This is a genomic window from Pseudomonas sp. TWI628, assembly GCF_039673865.1.
GTDB lineage: Bacteria > Pseudomonadota > Gammaproteobacteria > Pseudomonadales > Pseudomonadaceae > Aquipseudomonas.
The window spans coordinates 111,585-129,004 of record NZ_JBDJMM010000009.1 but is presented as its reverse complement, the minus strand read 5'-3'; the positions used below and the strand labels follow the sequence as shown (position 1 = coordinate 129,004).

Sequence of the window (17,420 nt, the reverse complement as noted above, 5' to 3'; positions counted from 1 at the left end):
GGGTCAGCACCCACAAGAACGAGACCGTGTTCGCCTCAGGGACAGTCCAGGATCGCTTGAATTGCGAGGCTTGCCATATGTTTGGATGGATACGCAGTGCAGTGGCGCATTATGCCAACACCACCGGGCGGGGCGTTACGGCCTACCTGAAACTGTGCAAACCCACACCGAGGCAGTGGGGCGAATTTCAGTGCCGATGGGGCAAGTTCTATTCGGTGGGCAGCAATTTTCACATGAATGTCGGTTGCAACGTGACCGACCCGGCCCTGGTACGCATCGGCAATAACGTCGGCTTGTCCGATTGCACACTGATCGGCCATGACGGCGTGGTGGCGCTGATCGAAATCTGCTACGGCGGGAAGCTGGACTCGGTCGGTTTCATCGACGTCAAGGACAACAGTTTTGTCGGCCATGGCGCGATCGTCATGCCACGGGTGACCATCGGGCCTGATTCGGTGGTGGCTGCCGGCGCTGTGGTGACCAAGGACGTAGCGCCAGGGACGGTGGTCGGCGGCAACCCGGCCAAGTTCCTCTGTACCACTGAAGACCTGATCAAGCGGGTCGAGGAGCGCTGCAACACCTACCCCTGGATAGACCTGATCAAGCAGCGCAAAGGCTCCTACGACCCGTCGCTGGAGTCCACCTTGGCGATGCACCGGCGTCGCTATTTCTTCGGGGACGGCAGCAATGGATAAGAAGCCTGTCGATGTGATGGTGGTCAACTTCAACACCGCCGCGTTGCTGCAGCCGATGTTCGATGCACTGCGCGCCGCAGGCGGTGAGGCGTTGGCCAGCTACCTGGTGGTGGACAACGCCTCGGTCGACGACTCTGTGGAGCGCCTGGGCAAGGTCTGCCCGCAAGCCTTGTTGCTGAGCAACACGCGCAATGTCGGGTTCGGCCGCGCTAACAATCAGTTGCTGGCGCACCTGCAGGGCAAGTACGCGCTGCTGCTCAACACCGACGCCTTCGTGGCCGCCGACAGCCTGCAGAAAACCGTCGATTACATGGAAGCACACCCGGAGTGCGGCATTCTCGGGGTGCGCCTGGTGGGCCGGGACGGTGATCTGCAACCCAGTTGCCGCTATTTCCCGACACCCTTGAACGTGTTCGTCGGGCGCACCGGGCTCGGGCGTTTCTTCCCGGGCCTGAAAATGGTCGATGAAATGGACTGGGACCACGCCTCGGTGCGTGAGTGTGACTGGCTGCCGGGTTGCTTTTACCTGGTGCGCCGGGAAGTGCTCGACCAGGTGGGCCTGTTCGACCCGCGTTACTTCCTCTATTACGAGGAGGTGGACCATTGCAAGCGGGTGAAGGCAGCCGGCTGGAAAGTGGTGTACTTCCCCGACACCACCGTGGTGCACATTGGCGGTGAAAGCTCCAAGTCGGTGGCCGAACTGGAAGCGGCGAGCCGGCAGATATCCGGTTACCAGATCGAGAGCGAACTGCTGTATTTCCGCAAGCATCACGGTGTAACGGGGCTGGCCTTGCACATGCTGCTGGTGAGCCTGGGCGACCTGGTGCTGGCGCTCAAGGCATTGCTCAAAGGCCGCGGCCTGGCTGCGATCAAGGCGTGCTGGCGGCACACCCGCGCCACCTGGTCGCTGTTGTTCAAGACCCAGTTTGCCAGCCAACCCACACGGTAGGTGAAAGCATGTTCGATAACATCCGTGCAGACTTGCGCGCTCATGGTGGTGATTGGGGCGCCCAGGGGTTCTGGGTGCTGGTGGTCTATCGTTTTGGCCGCTGGCGCTATGGCGTGCGCCCAGCCTTGCTGCGCAAAGTGTGCTCCTTCGTCTACAAGGTGCTGTTCAAGTTCGTGCAGATCATCACCGGGGTCGAGTTGCCCTGCGAGGTGGTGATTGGCCGCAACTTCGTCATCGACCACTTCGGCGGCATCGTCATCAGTGGCTATGCCCGTTTTGGCGATGACTGCCGGATCCGCAACGGCGTGGTGGTGGGCCTGAAGAATGTCGACGAACCGATCGCCCCGGTGTTCGGCAACAACGTGGACATCGGCGCCGGGGCCAAGGTGCTGGGCAATATACGCATCGGTAACAACGTGGCGATAGGCTCGAACGCGGTGGTGCTGACCGATGTGCCGGACAACTCCCTGGCAGTGGGGGTGCCCGCGACCATCAAGACACGCAAGCACAGCGACGCGATGCAGTACACCTGACCTAGCCCGAAGCTGACGAGTGAGGCCCATGGAGACAGGCATTGGAGTGGTGGTGATCGGCCGCAATGAAGGCCAGCGCCTGGAGCGCTGCCTGGTGTCCCTGATGGGGCGTGCGGACCAACTGGTGTATGTGGATTCCGGCTCCTCCGACGGCTCGGTACAGCTGGCGAATCGTCTGGGCGTTGAAGTGGTGGCGCTGGACATGACCCAACCCTTTACCGCGGCACGTGCGCGTAACGAGGGCTTTGCCTGCCTGCAAGGCATTGTGCCCGGCATCCGCCATGTGCAGTTCGTTGACGGCGACTGTGAAGTGGATGCCGGCTGGCTGGGCAAGGCCCAGGCGTTTCTCGACCAGCACCCGGACGTGGCGGTGGTGTGCGGGCGCCGCCGCGAACGCTTCCCGCAGCGCTCGGTGTACAACCTGCTCTGCGACCTGGAATGGGACACGCCAGTGGGGGAGGCCAAGGCCTGCGGGGGCGATGCGCTGATGCGTGTCGACGCCTTCATGGCGGTGTCCGGTTTTCGCCCTGACCTGATTGCCGGCGAGGAGCCGGAGCTGTGCGTGCGCTTGCGTGCAGGTGGCTGGAAGGTCTGGCGCCTGCCCGATGAAATGACCCTGCACGATGCCGCCATGACCCGCTTCGGGCAATGGTGGCGGCGTAGTCTGCGTGCCGGTTATGCCTATGCCGAAGGCGCTTACCTGCATGGGCAGACGCCGGAACGCCATTGGCTGCGTGAATCGCGGCGCGCCTGGTTGTGGGGCCTGCAGCTGCCACTGGCGATCCTGGCGGTGAGCCTGTTGTCGGGCGGTTGGGGGCTGTGGTTGTTGCTGGTCTATCCGTTGCAGACCGTGCGCCTGGCACGCCGGGGCGGGCGCTCGACGCGGGAGAACTGGTGGCAGGCGGTGTTCCTGGTGCTGGGCAAGTTCCCGGAAATGCTCGGCCAGGTGAAGTTCCTGCTGAACAGGTATGCGGCCGGCAAGGCGCTGCTGATCGAGTACAAATGACATGACGATGACGTTCAGATCGCTGGCCAAGAGCGTGCTCACCCTGCAGCCCGGCTATTCGCTGCGCGCGCTCAACAACAAGTTCAAGTTGATGGTATCGATGGCGCGGGAGTGGTCCGGCTTGCAGGCCTTCGCCCAGCGCATGTCGCGGGCGCTGGGCCAGGACCGCTTCGAGCGGCTGGGCGTCGACTGCATTGGCGTCGTTCAGTGGCCCTACATCAGCAAGTGCTGGAGTGCCCCGCAGCGGCTCGAAGCGGTGGCGTCGCACTATGAAGTGGTCGCTGCGCACTGTGCCCCGTTGCTGCTGTTGCGGCGTGACGAGCAGCGGCAGCTGTGCGACCTGTCGATGTACTCCAGCGTTTGCCGCCTGGTGCTCGACCGGCCGATCTGGTTTCAGCGCGAAGGGGAACTGGTGATCAACCTGTTCCAGGGCGATCTGCGTGTGGCCTCGCTCGCCTTTACCCTGTGCCGTGACGCTGCCGGCCTGTGCTTGTACATCGGCGCCGTGCAGGGCATCCACAAGGGCGTGGACAGCGAGACCTCGCTGACCATCTACCGCGACCTGACCAAGGATTTCGAAGGCCTGCGCCCCAGAAGCCTGTTGATCGAGGCGATAAAGTGCGTGGCAAGAACGGTGGGTGCCGTGCGGATCTATGCGGTGGGGGATGAGTACCGCCACCATCGCCATCCCTATTTTGGCGCCGACAAGCACCAGGACCTGGCGGCCAACTACGATGTGATCTGGCAGGAAAATGGCGCTGGGCCATCGGACCGCGAGGACTTTTTCACCATCCCCCTGGCGCCCGCGCAACGCGCGGCAGAGGAAGTCGCGGCGAAGAAACGGGCCATGTACCGCAGGCGCCATGCGTTGCTGGATGACGTGTTTGGCCAGATACAGGCCACCTTGGCCGGCAGCCCTGTGCAGCAGGGCACGGCAGACCTGGCCCTTCAGTAAACGAACATAGATTCGGGGCACTATGCGTATTGCTTATTTCATCAATCAGTATCCCAAGGTCAGTCACAGTTTCATTCGCCGCGAAATACTGGCGCTGGAGCGCCAGGGCATCGAGGTTCAACGCATCGCCTTGCGTGGCTGGGATGCCGACCTGCACGACGCCGAAGACCTGGCTGAACGGGACAAGACCCGTTACGTGCTGCAGGAGGGGTTGAGGGGCTTGCTCAAGCCGTTGTGCGAGGTTGCGCGGGCACAACCGAAGCGGTTTCTTGGCGCACTGCGCCTGGCGCTTCGCCTGGGCTGGCGCGCTGATCGCCCATGGCCTTACCACCTGGTCTACCTGGCCGAAGCGTGCCGGGTGGTGCAATGGTTGCAGGCATCTGCAGCGGAACATGTGCACGCGCACTTTGGCACCAACTCGACCGAGGTGGTGATGCTGGCCAATGCCCTCGGCGGGCCGGCCTACAGCTTCACCGTGCATGGGCCGGAAGAGTTCGACAAGGCGCAGCTCCTGCACCTGGGCGAGAAGGTGCGCCGGGCTGCGTTCGTGGCTGCCGTCAGCTCCTTCGGTCGCAGCCAGTTGTATCGCTGGGTGGCGCATGAGCACTGGGGTAAGGTCAAGGTCGTGCATTGTGGCCTGGAGCGCAGTTTCCACGAGGGAGCTTTGCTTGCGCCGCCCGCTGCGCCCCGGCTGGTTTGCGTGGGGCGCTTGTGCGAGCAGAAAGGCCAGTTGCTGCTGATCGAGGCGGCACGCGCGTTGGCGAGCCGGGGCGTGGACTTCGAGCTGGTACTGGCCGGCGATGGCGAGTTGCGTGGCCCGATCGAGGCACTGATCGCCCGGCACGGCTTGCAGGCGCAGGTGCGCATCACCGGCTGGATCAGCAGTGCGCAGGTGCGGGAGGAAATCCTCGCCGCGCGTGCCTTGGTGCTGCCCAGCTTTGCCGAGGGTTTGCCGGTGGTCATCATGGAGGCCATGGCGCTGCGTCGGCCGGTGCTTACCACCTACGTGGCAGGCATTCCCGAACTGGTCCGCCAGGGGGAGAACGGCTGGTTGTTCCCGGCTGGCTGCGTCGAGGCGTTGACCGAGGCCATGCTCGACTGCCTGCAGCAACCGGTGGAGGTTCTGCAACGCATGGGCGAGGCTGCTTACCAGCGCGTGCTCACGCGCCATGACATCGATACTGAAGCCGCCAGGCTGGTCAGCCATTTCAAGGTGGCGACATGCTGACCCTGTTGAGCGGGGTGCTGGGCCTGGCGGTGCTGCTGGTCCTGTTGCCGACCCTGGTGCTGTTCACCCAGGTGGTGCTCGCCTGCCTGCCTGCGCCTGTGCGGGTCGCCCGGCAAGGTGCTCGTGCGCGGGTGGCGGTGCTGGTGCCCGCGCACAACGAGGCATCGCTGATCGCCTCCACACTTGCCAGCATCAGGCCGCAATTGCGTGAGGGCGACCAGTTGCTGGTGGTCGCCGACAACTGTACCGACCAGACCGCGAGCCTGGCCCGTGCGGCGGGTGCACAAGTGGTCGAGCGCCAGGATCACCAGCGTCGGGGCAAGGGCTACGCACTGGACTTCGGCGTGCAGCACCTGCGCCAGTCGCCCCCCGAGGTGCTGATCATCATCGACGCAGACTGCCAGGTCGGCGCGGGTGCGATTGAGCACTTGGCGCGCTGTTGTGTCGACTACGCCCGGCCCGCGCAAGCGCTGTATCTGATGCATGCACCTGCCGGTGCAGGGCTGAAGGTGCAGGTAGCGGCGTTTGCCTGGCGGGTGAAGAACCTGGTTCGCCCGCGTGGTTGGGCACGGGCGGGCTTGCCCTGCCAGTTGATGGGGGCGGGCATGGCCTTTGCCTGGCAAGACGTGTCGGCCGTCAACCTGGCAACCGGGCACCTGGTCGAAGACCTGAAGCTGGGCCTGGAGTGCGCCGCGCTGGGCAAACCGCCGCTGTTCTGCCCGGACGCTGTGGTCAACAGTCACTTCCCCACCAGCCAGGAAGGCCTGAGCATTCAGCGCAAGCGCTGGGAACATGGCCACCTGGGGGTGGTGCTGGCCGAGGGGCCCGCGCTGCTTGGGCGCGCGTTGTTGCGGCGTAACTGGCCGCTGCTGGGCATGGCCATGGACCTGCTGGTGCCGCCGCTGGCCTTGCTGTCCTTGCTGCTGATGGTGCTTTTTGTGGTCAGCTGGCTGGCGTTCGGGGTATTCGGCGTGCTGATGCCAGCGCTGCTTGCCACGCTGGCCCTGGGCCTGCTGGGCGCCGCCGTCGTGCTGGCGTGGGCGCGCTTTGCACGGGAGCTGATCCCGTTTTCGGTACTGATGTACGCGCCGTTCTATGCCGCGAGGAAAATCCCGCTGTACCTGGGGTTCCTGCTCAAGCGCCAGGTGGACTGGGTGCGTTCGAAACGGGATGACAGCTGATGCGAGAGTGGGCCTGGTTGCAACGCTGGAAGACGGTCATGGGCAAGCTGCGCCTGGTCCAGGACGCAACGGACGAGCAACGCCTGCTCGCCTCGCTGTGTTCACCGCAGCGGGCTACCGTGCTGGGTTTCGTCAACGCCCATGCCTTGAACCTGGTCGCCGCCAAGGCTGATTACGGCCAGGCACTGGCGGCCGCTGACGTGCTGCTGCGCGACGGTGCCGGCATGGCGATATTGCTGCGGCGCCTGGGGCTGGCCCCCGGGCTCAACATGAATGGCACGGACTTCATCCCCAAGCTGCTGGCGGCCTTCGAGGGCAGGCGCGTGGCATTCTGGGGGACGCGCGAGCCGTTCCTGGCCGAGGCCGCGCAACGTTGCCAAGCGCAGTATGGCGTGCACGTGGTGTCACGGCACGACGGTTTTGCCGAGGTCGACACGTACCTTGGCCTGGCCCAGGCACAACAGCCCGCGCTGATCGTGCTGGGCATGGGGATGCCCAAGCAGGAACAGGTGGCCGTTCGGCTGGCGGCGCTCGACAGCCCCTGCCTGATCGTGTGTGGCGGCGCCATTGTCGACTTTCTGGGGGGCAAGGTAACGCGGGCACCCCACTGGGTGCGGCGGCTGAACGGTGAGTGGGTTTTCCGCTTGCTCAAAGAGCCCAAGCGCCTGTTTACACGCTATGTGGTTGGCAATCCGTTGTTCCTGTTGCGTGCGCTGCTGTATGCCAGAGCGCCTGTGCATCGGGGGTAGTCGTGAAGCTTGATGCTGCCTGTCGGGGCGCTTGATCTGCCCCGCAGCAAACGCCGGGTGCTGCTACAGTGATATCAATCGACGCGACGCGCCGAGCTGCAAATTTTCAAAGGTTTTTCAGGTACCTGAGGTGAGTTTCCATCGCTACGTTGTGATGGTCAGGCAATTGCCACGCACAGATCAGTGAGGCCTTACGATGGTTTTCGAACCCAGAAGCAGTCGGTCGTTGCTCCAGCGAAGAAGTAGCGTCAGCAACGCTGTTCAAGCGGGCCTTGATGGGATTGCCGTCACCAGTGTGGCGTGGTACCTGATCTACGACCAGTTCGGCTACATCACCTCAGACTACGTGATCATGCTGCTGCTGCTGATCGGTGCGCTGGCGGTCATTTATGACCACTACGCCATCTACCGCAGCAATGTGGGGCTCTCGGTAAAGGCCTTCAGGCTGTTCAAGGCCTGGTCGGCGACGTTCTGTTTTCTGGTGGTGATCGCGTTCCTGACCAAACAGAGCGAAACCTATTCACGGCTGCTGGTCGTGCAACTGTTTGTCATTGGCTATATCGTCCAGTTGTTCCTGCACGTGGCCATGCGCGAATTGCAGAAGCGTTTCACCGCCCATGCGCGGCTGGATAACGCGCTGATCATCGGCAATGGCGACCTGGCCAACTTCCTGTATCAGAAGATCAGCAACAACCCGTGGTTCGGTGAGCGGGTGATGGGCTGCATCTGGGTCGACCAGGAAGAAGATCAGGCCCGTGAGACGCAAGATGCAAAGTCGCGCCTGCCGGTGTTGGGCAGCATTGCCGACCTCGACGAGATCATCGCCCAGCATGGCATCCGCACGGTCTACCTGGTTACGCCCCTTGGGGGGTCTGCAGTCATTCAGGATGTCTACCTCAAGTTGCTCGACAAGTGCATCGCGGTCAATTGGGTACCGGACATCTTCTCGCTGCGGCTGATCAATCACAGCGTGCGCGAGATTGCCGGGATTCCGGTGCTGACCCTGTCGGAAACGCCACTGACCGGGACCAGCCTGTTCCTGAAAAACCTTGAAGACCGCGTGCTGGCCGCGCTCATCCTGTTGTGCGCCTCGCCGGTGTTGCTGGCGGTCGCGGTGATCATCAAGTTGGACAGCCCAGGGCCGGTGTTCTTCCGTCAGGACCGCACGGGCTGGACCGGGGAATCGTTCCGTATCTGGAAGTTCCGCAGCATGCATGTGCATCAGCCGGAAAACGGTGTGGTCGAACAGGCGCAGCGCAATGACCCACGGCTGACCCGGGTTGGGGCATTCATCCGGCGCACCAGCCTCGATGAGCTGCCGCAACTGTTCAACGTGCTGACCGGCGACATGTCGCTGGTCGGCCCGCGGCCCCATGCCTTGCAGCACGACAACTTGTATTCACCGGACATCGTCGATTACTTCGCCCGCCACAACATCAAGCCTGGCATGACCGGCCTGGCGCAGGTGCGCGGGTATCGGGGTGAAACCAAGGACATCGAGCAGATGATCCAGCGGGTCAATTCGGACATCGAGTACATCAACAACTGGTCGTTGTGGCTCGACTTCGTGATCCTGGTGCGAACGGTCAATGCCTTCACCGGCAAGCAGGCTTATTGATGCCTGCATGAAAGGCGGCGTAAAGGGGAGGGGGCATGAGCAACTTGCCAGCGAGAAGGGCGGGTGCCGTCGGGCTGTTGAAAGCCGAGTGGCCCTCGCTATTACTTTGGGCATTTTTGTTGTCGCCGCTGTTCGCCAGGCTGTTGGCAGATTGCCAATGCGCGAAAGTCGACTTGCTGGTTTTGTACACCTTTGCCATTTCATTCTTGTGGCTGCTGGCAATCCGCTTCGTATCCGCCAATCAGTTCAAGGTGCATCTGCTGCTGTTGCCCTTCTATCTGCTGGCGAGCATCGACCTGTTCGTCGTGCTGAACTTCGGTTCGCGGCTGACGGCGGCGTATCTGTTCATTGCCTTGACCAACTACAAGGAAGCGACCGACTTTCTGGCCACCTACTGGCGTTCTATCGCCGGCACACTGGCCCTGTTCGCACTCTGCTACGGGGTGGGGCTGGCCGGGCTGCATGGGCGTCGCCTGTACCGCAACAAGGCCATCCTTGTGCTGGCGCTGGGGGGATTGCTGCTGGGCTATGGCGCTTATTTTTACAAGACCGTCAAGGCCAACTCACTGAGTAAAGGCGCAGTGCTCGACCTAGTGGCGAAAGACCAGAGCACGCCGGTAGGCTACCTGTCGCAGATCGGCCTGACGGCGACCTTGTATGTGGAGTCCAAGGGGTACATCAAGCAGCGCCTGGAGTCGGAGGTGAAGATCACCAGCATCTCTGACCAGGCCGACATCGAGACATTGGTGTTCGTCATTGGTGAATCTTCGCGCCCGCACAACTGGTCGTTGTACGGCTACCACAACAGGACCACGCCCCACCTCGATCAGCAGCCGGGGCTGTTCAAGTTCAACCGCATGTGCACCACCGCGCCCTACACCTCGGTTGCCGTGCCTTCGCTGCTGAGCCTGGAACCCATCCGCGACTGGGATCTGATCGCTTCGAACAAGTCGTTGGTAGGGATCTTCCGTGCGGCCGGTTACGACACGTACTGGCTGTCCTCGCAGGAGGTTGACAGCTTTGGCGGGATCATTCCGCAGATCGCCGCAGAAGCTCAATACCGCCAGTACCTGGAGCGCAGCTATGACGGTGCGCTGATACCGGCGTTGCAGAACGTGCTGGGCAAGGCCAATGGGCAGCGGCAGGCGATATTCATCCATATCAAGGGCAGCCACTTCGAATACGCCCGGCGTTTCCCAAGTGACTTTGCCCAGTTCAAGCCTGCCAGCGACAGCCAGAAAGACCGGATCACGGCCGATTACGACAACTCGGTGCTGTATACCGACTGGCTGCTGTCCTCGATCATGCAGCAACTGACGGCCAGCCAGAAGAAAGCGCTGCTGGTCTACTCGTCAGACCATGGCGAGAACCTGCTGGATGACAGCCGGGCACTGCTGGGCCATGGCATGGGTAATGAATACGACCTGTCGACCTCGGCGTTTGTCTGGTCCAGCGGCAACCTCTCGCCGGAGCAGTCGGGCAAATTGGAGAAGCTCAAGGCCAGGGAGGACCAGCAGGTCAGCATCGCCTCGCTGCCGCACACGCTGCTGAACATGGCTGGGATATCGATGCCAGGCTATGACAGCACCCAGGACTTGCTCAGCGATGACTACAGGAGCTCGGAGTGCCCGCATCTGCTCGGTACCGGCTATGTGCCGTCGTTCAACTTCGACATCAAGCACATTGCCGCCGAGTGATCAGGCCGGCAGCGCCAGCGGGTGCAAGGTGCGGAAACCTTGCGCTTCCTCCACCAGCCAGTCATGCACCGCACGGGCGCCGGGCTGGTTCAACCCGCCCGGCGGGTAGTGCACCATGTAGCGCTTGTGGTTGGCGATGGGGTGGCCGAACGGCACGATCAAGGCGCCGCGCTCAAGCTCGTCATTGAGCAGCGTACGCCGCGCAATGGCCACGCCGATGCCGGCGATCGCCGCTTCGATGGTCAGGTGGTTGCGGTTGAAGGTATGCCCTCGGCGCACGTCCAGCCCGCTGGCGCCGATGCCCTCCAGGTAGAACTCCCACTCCGCGTATTCCGAGCTGCCGCGCCAGGCGGTGATGTCGTGCAGCAGCGGGTAATGCGCCAGGTCTGCCGGGCCATGCAGCGGTGGGCGGCCACGCAGCAGCGCGGGTGAACAGACCGGGAAGATCTGCTCGTCCAGCAAGGGGGTCGACAGCATGCCGGGGTAACTGCCGTCGTTGAGGTCGATGGCCAGGTCGAAGTCGCCCGGGTGCAGGGCCTGGGCGCTGTCTTCGGCGACCAGGCGCAGCTCGATGTCCGGGTAGCGCTGCTGGAAGCGCGGCAGTCGAGGGGTGAGCCACTTGGCCAGAAACGACGGGATCGACCGCAGGCGCAGGGTGCCGCGGATTTCCCCGGCATCCAGGCGCAACAATTCAGCCTCGATGCTGCCATAGGCCTCGGTCACCGTCTGCGCCAGGCGCTGGCCTTCGGCACTCAGCTCCACGCCGCGCGCCCGGCGCAGGAACAGTTTGTAGCCCAGGCGTTCTTCGAGCTGGCGCATCTGCTGGCTGACCGCACCAGGGGTGATGTGCAGTTCTTCGGCGCAACGGGTGAACGACAGGTGCCGCGCCGCGCAGGAGAAGACATGCAGCCAGACGAACATCTGGCCATTGAGTTGTCGTCGCATTGTTTAGTACCACTAAAGCCTTGCTTAGGAAGTTTCGTTGGTCATCTGGCAGTGAGCGCGGCAGTATCGCGCAAATTGGCAATACCGCTCAATTTTCTCAGATAACCGTGCGGCGGCGTTCAGCACCGACACGGTCAGGCATTAGCATGGCTATCAGTGTTTTCGACCTTTTCAAGATTGGCATCGGCCCATCCAGCTCCCACACCGTAGGCCCGATGCGGGCGGCGGCGAGCTTTGCCCAGGCGTTGCGCGAGCGAGGCCTGCTGGCGCAGGTGCAGCGCATCGAAGTGCGGCTGTATGGCTCGCTTTCAGCCACCGGGGTAGGCCATGCCACTGATCGCGCCTGCCTGCTCGGCCTGATGGGGCAGTGGCCGGATCGCATCGACCCGGCCACCATCGAGCCGCGCATCAACCAACTGCTGCAGGAGCAGTGCCTGATGCTCGACGGCAGCCACCCGCTGGTGTTCCAGTACGCCCGCGACATGCTGCTATTGGACGAGAGCCTGCCGTATCACCCCAATGCCATGGCCCTGGAAGCCATGGGCGGGCAGGGCAGCCTGTTCCAGCAGACCTACTATTCCATCGGTGGTGGCTTCATCGTCGAGCAGAGCGAGCTTGACGCACCGCAAGCCGAAGCCAATGCCGTTCACCTGCCGTACGAATTTTCCAGCGGCGCCGAACTGCTGGCCCTGTGCAAGGCCAACCAGCTGAGCGTGGCTCAACTGATGATGGCCAACGAGTGCGCCTGGCGCCCGGAAGCCGAGGTGCGTGAAGGCCTGTTGCGGATCTGGGCGGCGATGCGCGATTGCGTCGACAACGGCCTGCGCAACGAAGGCATCCTGCCGGGTGGGCTCAACGTCAGGCGACGTGCCGCGCGGCTGCACCGCAGCCTGCAGGAGGCCGGGCAGCCCAACGTGATCGGTTCGACCTTGAGCGCCATGGAGTGGGTCAACCTGTTTGCCTTGGCGGTCAACGAAGAGAATGCCGCCGGCGGGCGGATGGTCACCGCGCCTACCAACGGCGCCGCCGGCATTATCCCGGCTGTGTTGCACTACTACATGAAGTTCAACCCGAGCGCCTGTGACGACGATGTGGTGGCGTTTCTGCTGGCTGCTGCTGCGGTCGGCATCCTGTGCAAGAAGAATGCATCGATCTCCGGGGCTGAAGTCGGCTGCCAGGGCGAGGTCGGCTCGGCCTGCTCGATGGCCGCTGCCGGCCTGGCCGAAGTGCTGGGCGCCACACCACCGCAACTTGAAAACGCCGCCGAGATCGCCCTGGAGCATAACCTCGGGTTGACCTGCGACCCGGTTGGCGGGCTGGTCCAGGTGCCGTGCATCGAGCGCAATGCGATTGCTGCGGTGAAGGCGATCAATGCCGTGCAGATGGCCCTGCGGGGTGACGGCGAGCATTTCATCTCGCTCGACCGGGTGATCCGCACCATGCGCGACACCGGCGCCGACATGCATGCCAACTACAAGGAAACCTCGCGGGGTGGCCTGGCGGTAGCGTTCGTCGAGTGTTGACCGGCGTTTCGCCGGCAAGTGGCCTTGCCGGCGAACGCTGCTTGCGGGTTACACGCTTTCCAGTTGGCTGACGGCCGCCTTCAGCCGCTGGGCCAATTGCGGACGGCCCTGATGGGTCACATCCGGCGCCTTGCGCACTCGCCCATGCTGATCAACCCAGTGGCCGTTACTGAAGTAACGGTAGCTGGCCGAGCCGTTGCTCCAGCCGCTATCCAGCAGGCCGTGCAGGTGGAAGGTCTGCGCGATCTGGCTGAGCGGCCCGCTGGGGCTGCCGTCCAGGCTCAAAACAATCGACGGCGCGCCGGCTGGCGCGAACTGCAGCTCGCTGTAGTCACCCCACACGTTGGCCTGGAATGGCTGCGACGGGTAGGTGGCCTGGCTGGCCCGGGCCTTGCCGGAGACCTTCTTGGTCACGGTGTTGACCAACAGGTCGAGGGTCAAGGTCGGAGCGCCGAGCAAACCGTTGCTGACGTTCAGGCGAACATGGAACAGTCCGATTGCCATGGTGTTTCTCCTTGCCTGCTCAGGCTTTCTTGGCGGCCTTGGTGGCCGGGGACTTGGTCGCTGCGAGGGCCTGGTCGAGGCCGCCGGTGGCCAACTGCTTGAGGTGCGCGAGATCGCCGTTGGCGATGGCGGCCTCAAGGGTGGCGTTGTGCAGCTCGCTGTGCAGGTCGACATTGGCCAGTTGCTGGATGCGCTGGCCTTCCAGTGTGACCGGGACGTTGTCCACGCTGACCCAGCGCTGGCCATTGAAGTACTCGTAATCGGCCACGCCGCGCTGCCAGCTCGGGTCGAGCAGCGCCCTGAACTTGAACTGCACCGGTGAGTTGGCATGCGGGCCACCCTGGTTGCCCTGGGCGGTGATCAGGATCCTGCCTTCGCTGGGCGGCTGGACGGTGAGGTAGGTGTAGCTGCCCCAGACGTCCAGGTGCAGGTCCAGTGGTGGGTTGATGGCCTGTGTGATCTGGGCTGCGCCGTTAAGGCTGCGGTCCGGGGTGTAGACCAGCAGGTCCAGTTGCAGGCGCGGGGCGCCAGCGGCGTTGTTGCCGATCTGGTAGGACACCGGGAACAGGCCTGCCGAAGGTACGAGCAGTGAATCAGACATGATTGCCTCCATTGCATTCGATGAATGAAATACCGGTACACGGCTGCAAAGGCGGGCGGAAAAGGCGGGGAGAAGAGGGAGCCGGGCGATGTTGCTTGCCCGGAGCGAGTGGCTGTTGTCAGCCAGCTTGTGCAACCAGTCCCTGGTCTGCGGTGCCGCCTGCCTGGCAGCCCGCTTGAGTAAAGCAGGGCTGCCAGGCAGTGATGGCGTTTTTGAACTGTCTCCGACGAGCGGAGCGGCTAAGGGTTACTTGCTCTTGTTCTTGAGGCTGATGAAGCTGGCGCGCATGTCCTTGGCCCAGCCGTCGAGCACGGGCTTGACGTCGTTCAGGGTCAGCTTGGTCTTGTCGTTTTCCAGTTCTTTGCCGGTGCCCTTGCGCACCACCTGGGCCAGTACCTTCTGGCTGCCGCCATCGAGGAAGGCTGCTTCGACACCGACATCCACTTCCTGGTCGCGGCCGCCCATGGCGGTGTTGACGCCCGCCGAAATCAGCGCGATCGGGATGAATTCGTAAGGCTTGAGGCTTTCATTGCTGGTAGAAACCGCAGTGATTGCCGGGCGGACCACGATGGTGCCCGGGCCGGGCGCCTTGGCCAGGGTCAGTACGCTGCCCATTTCACGGCGAAGGGCCTCGTTGAAGTAGCGAGTGATTTCACTCAGTGTCTGCTGGGAAATGACCGCCGTCGCTTGCGGCTTGGGGTAGAACTGGCTCGGCTCGATGAACACCTGCGTGTACTGGTTGACATTGACCTTGGGGTCGATCCAGCGCATCACCGGTGCACCGGATGGGCTTTTCACTTCCTGCAGGCGGCTGTAGTCCTTGAGGAAGCCGGAATAGTCCTTGGGGTCCACGCGGTTGCTGGAGCAGGCGGCCACAGCGAGCAAAGCGGCGCACAACAGGGTAACGCGAGGCAATGATTTCATAATGGTCTTGCATCCATGAAAGGTCGGCCAGAACAACGCTAGCAGGTGCTTGGCAGTTGGCCAGTGGGCCGGCGAAAAGTCGCTTCAAAACGAGTTGTGGCGTTGACTTTTCCTACGATTTGGCCGGAATGCGCCGTCTATGCAATCGTGGCGACCGTTGAAAAACTATGCCCGTAACGGGTATGGTTTGGAGGCCGCTCATGGAAGTTCTCAAGCGCAAGGATTTTGCGCGCTGGCAAGCCGGGCAGAAACTATCAGATGCGATGTTGTGCCAGGCGGTGAATGAAATGCGCAGAGGGCTGGTTGATGCCAGCCTCGGCGGTGAGTTGTTCAAGAAGCGTGTTGCAGGGCACGGTACCGGCAAGCGCGGTGGTTACCGGACACTGCTGTCTGCTCGTATCGGCAATCGCTATGTGTTTCTGCACGGGTTTGCCAAGAGCGACAAGGCCAACATCACGCCGGAAGAACAAAAAGCGTTGCGCTTCGCTGGTAGGGTTTTCCTGGAGCTTTGTCCTGTAGCGCTCAGGCGGGCATTGCAATCAGGTGTATTGATGGAGGTTTGCTGTGAGCAGCAAAATTGTTGAATCGTTGCGAGAGGATCTGGCCGTTCTTCATGAGGCCGGGGCTGTTGGCAAGGTTACCCTTCGGGATTTCGAAATGCTCTGTCCCGCTCCGGTGCGGGATTTCAGTGCGCTGGATATTCGCCAGCTTCGTGAGGCACTGAATTTCAGCCAGCCGGTGTTCGCACTGCATCTGCATACCAGCGCATCAACGGTGCGTAAATGGGAGCAGGGCGAGACACGTCCGGCAGGCCCTGCGCTGAAGTTACTAAATGTCATTGCAATCAAAGGGTTGCAGGCAATTCTTTAGGTAATTTATTTGATTTCGTATCTGTCAGAGTAAACGTATATAAATCAGGTGTTTACCATGCTTTCATAAGGCTGCTTGTAAAGTTGAGCCGTCGCGAGAAGGTCATTCCCGCGACAAGCTCGGCCTGACTCGCACTTAACCCAGGGCCTCCCGCAACCGGTACCACAACATCCCCAGTGCCAGCAGCGGCGAGCGCAGCGCCTTGCCGCCGGGGAACGTCAGGTGTGGCACCGCGCTGAACACATCCAGCCCCTGGCTCTGCCCCAGCGCGATGCCTTCGGCCAGCAACTTCGCCGTCCAGTGGGTCACGTTCAGCCCATGCCCGGAATAGCCCTGGGCATAGAAGACGTTAGGGTGCTGGCTCAACCGTCCCACTTGCGGGAAACGGTTGGCGGTGATGCCGATCATGCCGCCCCACTGGTAGTCGATGCGCACATCGGCCAGTTGCGGGAACACCTTGAGCACCTTCGGCCGCATATAGGCCGCGATATCCTTGGGGTCACGCCCTGAATAATGGCAGGCACCGCCAAACAGCAGGCGGCGGTCGGCAGTGAGGCGGTAGTAGTCCAGGCCGACCTTCTGGTCACACATGGCCATGTTCTGCGGGATCAGCCTGCTGGCCACTGCTTCGGTCAGCGGCTCGGTGGCCACCACGTAGCTGCCGGCCGGCAGCACTTTACCGCTCAGGCGTGGCTCCAGTTCGTCGAGGTGGGCGTTGCAACCCAGCACCAGGCTCTGGGCCCGTACCTTGCCCCGTGCCGTGTGCAGGGTCACCGTGGGGCCATGCTCGATGCGCAGCACCGGGCTTTGCTCGAAGATGCGCACACCCAGGCCGTGGGCCACACGCGCTTCACCCTGCACCAGGTCGAGCGGGTGCAGATGGCCTGAGCCCATGTCCACCAGGCCGCCGGCATACTGGTCGCTGGCGACGATCTCATGTATGCCCTCGGGCCCGACCAGGCGGGTTTCGTGGCGGTAGCCAAGGCTGGCCAGGTCGTCCTGTTCAGCCTTGAAGGCAGCGAACTGTGCCGGGGTATTGGCCAGTTCGCAGAAGCCCCAGCGCAGGTCACAGGCAATCGCGTATTGCTCGATGCGGCGAGCCACCAGGGCCACCGAGTCGATGCCGGCCTGCTGCAGGTAGCGCACGCCGTCCTGGCCGACGTAGCGGGCAAAGCCGCTGACATCATGGCCGATGCCGCGGATCAGCTGGCCGCCGTTGCGCCCGCTGGCGCCCCAGCCGATGCGCCGGCCCTCCAGCAGCACTACAGAAAGCCCGCGCTCGGCCAGTTCCAGCGCGGTGTTGACCCCGGTCAGGCCACCGCCGACCACGCACACGTCAGCTGTCAGTTCACCCTCAAGGCAGGGGTAGGGCGTCGCGTTGCGCGCCGTGGCGGCGTAGTACGACGCGGTATGTTGGGTATCGAAAGGCATGGCGCGTTCTC

18 protein-coding genes are annotated in these 17,420 nt (G+C 62.9%); 13 read left to right on the top strand and 5 right to left on the bottom strand.

Going from position 1 to position 17,420, the window contains the following annotated elements:
• Positions 1-77 precede the first annotated feature (77 nt).
• The 10 genes from ABE528_RS09290 to ABE528_RS09245 all read left to right on the top strand — a co-directional run bounded on the left by ABE528_RS09290 (position 78) and on the right by ABE528_RS09245 (position 10,611).
• Positions 78-695 (top strand): acyltransferase, encoded by a 618-nt coding sequence (locus ABE528_RS09290; protein WP_152955159.1) that lies wholly within the window; start codon positions 78-80, stop codon positions 693-695.
• The gene (locus ABE528_RS09285; protein ID WP_346652747.1) at positions 688-1,644 is read left to right on the top strand and encodes a glycosyltransferase family 2 protein; all 957 of its coding nucleotides are present in this window, start codon (positions 688-690) and stop codon (positions 1,642-1,644) included. Before ABE528_RS09290 ends, ABE528_RS09285 begins: the two co-directional genes overlap by 8 nt.
• An 8-nt stretch (positions 1,645-1,652) precedes the next feature.
• Entirely contained in the window at positions 1,653-2,177 is a 525-nt protein-coding gene (locus tag ABE528_RS09280) for a serine acetyltransferase (protein WP_152955155.1), read from the top strand.
• A 28-nt stretch (positions 2,178-2,205) separates the two neighbouring features.
• Positions 2,206-3,183, top strand: coding sequence for a glycosyltransferase (locus tag ABE528_RS09275; protein ID WP_152955152.1), 978 nt, complete (start codon positions 2,206-2,208; stop codon positions 3,181-3,183).
• Between the two features lie 7 nt (positions 3,184-3,190).
• The gene (locus tag ABE528_RS09270; protein WP_346652746.1) at positions 3,191-4,138 is read left to right on the top strand and encodes a DUF535 family protein; all 948 of its coding nucleotides are present in this window, start codon (positions 3,191-3,193) and stop codon (positions 4,136-4,138) included.
• Positions 4,139-4,160: 22 nt separating this feature from the next.
• On the top strand, positions 4,161-5,366 hold the full coding sequence (locus ABE528_RS09265; RefSeq protein ID WP_346652745.1) for a glycosyltransferase: 1,206 nt from the start codon (positions 4,161-4,163) through the stop codon (positions 5,364-5,366).
• The gene (locus ABE528_RS09260) at positions 5,360-6,547 is read left to right on the top strand and encodes a glycosyltransferase family 2 protein (RefSeq protein ID WP_346652744.1); all 1,188 of its coding nucleotides are present in this window, start codon (positions 5,360-5,362) and stop codon (positions 6,545-6,547) included. Before ABE528_RS09265 ends, ABE528_RS09260 begins: the two co-directional genes overlap by 7 nt.
• A complete protein-coding gene (locus tag ABE528_RS09255) occupies positions 6,547-7,296 on the top strand; it encodes a WecB/TagA/CpsF family glycosyltransferase (RefSeq protein ID WP_152955145.1) in 750 nt (249 codons plus the stop codon). The genes ABE528_RS09260 and ABE528_RS09255 overlap by 1 nt, the downstream gene beginning before the upstream one ends.
• A 196-nt stretch (positions 7,297-7,492) precedes the next feature.
• Complete coding sequence (locus ABE528_RS09250; protein ID WP_152955142.1) at positions 7,493-8,914, top strand: undecaprenyl-phosphate glucose phosphotransferase; 1,422 nt, start codon at positions 7,493-7,495, stop codon at positions 8,912-8,914.
• Between the two features lie 173 nt (positions 8,915-9,087).
• Positions 9,088-10,611 (top strand): phosphoethanolamine transferase, encoded by a 1,524-nt coding sequence (locus tag ABE528_RS09245; RefSeq protein WP_346652743.1) that lies wholly within the window; start codon positions 9,088-9,090, stop codon positions 10,609-10,611.
• Here the strand turns inward: ABE528_RS09245 and ABE528_RS09240 are convergent, their stop codons facing one another.
• Entirely contained in the window at positions 10,612-11,556 is a 945-nt protein-coding gene (locus tag ABE528_RS09240; protein WP_346652742.1) for a LysR substrate-binding domain-containing protein, read from the bottom strand.
• A 146-nt stretch (positions 11,557-11,702) separates the two neighbouring features.
• On the opposite strand from ABE528_RS09240, the gene ABE528_RS09235 reads away from it, so the two are divergent.
• A complete protein-coding gene (locus ABE528_RS09235; protein ID WP_152955136.1) occupies positions 11,703-13,079 on the top strand; it encodes an L-serine ammonia-lyase in 1,377 nt (458 codons plus the stop codon).
• Positions 13,080-13,127: 48 nt separating this feature from the next.
• Here ABE528_RS09235 and ABE528_RS09230 read toward each other — a convergent pair whose 3' ends face one another.
• The 3 genes from ABE528_RS09230 to ABE528_RS09220 form a co-directional block, all read right to left on the bottom strand.
• Positions 13,128-13,583, bottom strand: coding sequence for a DUF1842 domain-containing protein (locus ABE528_RS09230; RefSeq protein WP_346652741.1), 456 nt, complete (start codon positions 13,581-13,583; stop codon positions 13,128-13,130).
• A 19-nt stretch (positions 13,584-13,602) separates the two neighbouring features.
• Positions 13,603-14,184: a DUF1842 domain-containing protein gene (locus ABE528_RS09225; protein ID WP_346652740.1), complete on the bottom strand. Its 582-nt coding sequence runs from the start codon at positions 14,182-14,184 to the stop codon at positions 13,603-13,605.
• 246 nt (positions 14,185-14,430) lie between these two features.
• A complete protein-coding gene (locus tag ABE528_RS09220; protein ID WP_346652739.1) occupies positions 14,431-15,108 on the bottom strand; it encodes a DUF3313 domain-containing protein in 678 nt (225 codons plus the stop codon).
• 200 nt (positions 15,109-15,308) lie between these two features.
• Here ABE528_RS09220 and ABE528_RS09215 point away from each other — a divergent pair, with 200 nt between their 5' ends.
• Both ABE528_RS09215 and ABE528_RS09210 read left to right on the top strand, forming a co-directional pair.
• On the top strand, positions 15,309-15,692 hold the full coding sequence (locus ABE528_RS09215) for a type II toxin-antitoxin system RelE/ParE family toxin (RefSeq protein ID WP_152955128.1): 384 nt from the start codon (positions 15,309-15,311) through the stop codon (positions 15,690-15,692).
• Entirely contained in the window at positions 15,673-15,978 is a 306-nt protein-coding gene (locus tag ABE528_RS09210; RefSeq protein WP_159410229.1) for a DNA-binding transcriptional regulator, read from the top strand. Before ABE528_RS09215 ends, ABE528_RS09210 begins: the two co-directional genes overlap by 20 nt.
• A 135-nt stretch (positions 15,979-16,113) precedes the next feature.
• Here ABE528_RS09210 and ABE528_RS09205 read toward each other — a convergent pair whose 3' ends face one another.
• Positions 16,114-17,409 carry an FAD-binding oxidoreductase gene (locus ABE528_RS09205; protein WP_346652738.1) on the bottom strand — a complete coding sequence of 432 codons (1,296 nt, stop codon included), beginning with the start codon at positions 17,407-17,409 and terminating at the stop codon, positions 16,114-16,116.
• Positions 17,410-17,420: the final 11 nt, after the last annotated feature.

Coding starts and splice junctions, on each gene's coding strand:
- ABE528_RS09240 (WP_346652742.1), bottom strand. CDS start 11,556: ATGCGACGACAACTCAATGGCCAGATGTTCGTCTGGCTGCATGTCTTC.
- ABE528_RS09280 (WP_152955155.1), top strand. CDS start 1,653: ATGTTCGATAACATCCGTGCAGACTTGCGCGCTCATGGTGGTGATTGG.
- ABE528_RS09225 (WP_346652740.1), bottom strand. CDS start 14,184: ATGTCTGATTCACTGCTCGTACCTTCGGCAGGCCTGTTCCCGGTGTCC.
- ABE528_RS09265 (WP_346652745.1), top strand. CDS start 4,161: ATGCGTATTGCTTATTTCATCAATCAGTATCCCAAGGTCAGTCACAGT.
- ABE528_RS09255 (WP_152955145.1), top strand. CDS start 6,547: ATGCGAGAGTGGGCCTGGTTGCAACGCTGGAAGACGGTCATGGGCAAG.
- ABE528_RS09235 (WP_152955136.1), top strand. CDS start 11,703: ATGGCTATCAGTGTTTTCGACCTTTTCAAGATTGGCATCGGCCCATCC.
- ABE528_RS09215 (WP_152955128.1), top strand. CDS start 15,309: ATGGAAGTTCTCAAGCGCAAGGATTTTGCGCGCTGGCAAGCCGGGCAG.
- ABE528_RS09270 (WP_346652746.1), top strand. CDS start 3,191: ATGACGTTCAGATCGCTGGCCAAGAGCGTGCTCACCCTGCAGCCCGGC.
- ABE528_RS09205 (WP_346652738.1), bottom strand. CDS start 17,409: ATGCCTTTCGATACCCAACATACCGCGTCGTACTACGCCGCCACGGCG.
- ABE528_RS09275 (WP_152955152.1), top strand. CDS start 2,206: ATGGAGACAGGCATTGGAGTGGTGGTGATCGGCCGCAATGAAGGCCAG.
- ABE528_RS09290 (WP_152955159.1), top strand. CDS start 78: ATGTTTGGATGGATACGCAGTGCAGTGGCGCATTATGCCAACACCACC.
- ABE528_RS09260 (WP_346652744.1), top strand. CDS start 5,360: ATGCTGACCCTGTTGAGCGGGGTGCTGGGCCTGGCGGTGCTGCTGGTC.
- ABE528_RS09230 (WP_346652741.1), bottom strand. CDS start 13,583: ATGGCAATCGGACTGTTCCATGTTCGCCTGAACGTCAGCAACGGTTTG.
- ABE528_RS09285 (WP_346652747.1), top strand. CDS start 688: ATGGATAAGAAGCCTGTCGATGTGATGGTGGTCAACTTCAACACCGCC.
- ABE528_RS09220 (WP_346652739.1), bottom strand. CDS start 15,108: ATGAAATCATTGCCTCGCGTTACCCTGTTGTGCGCCGCTTTGCTCGCT.
- ABE528_RS09250 (WP_152955142.1), top strand. CDS start 7,493: ATGGTTTTCGAACCCAGAAGCAGTCGGTCGTTGCTCCAGCGAAGAAGT.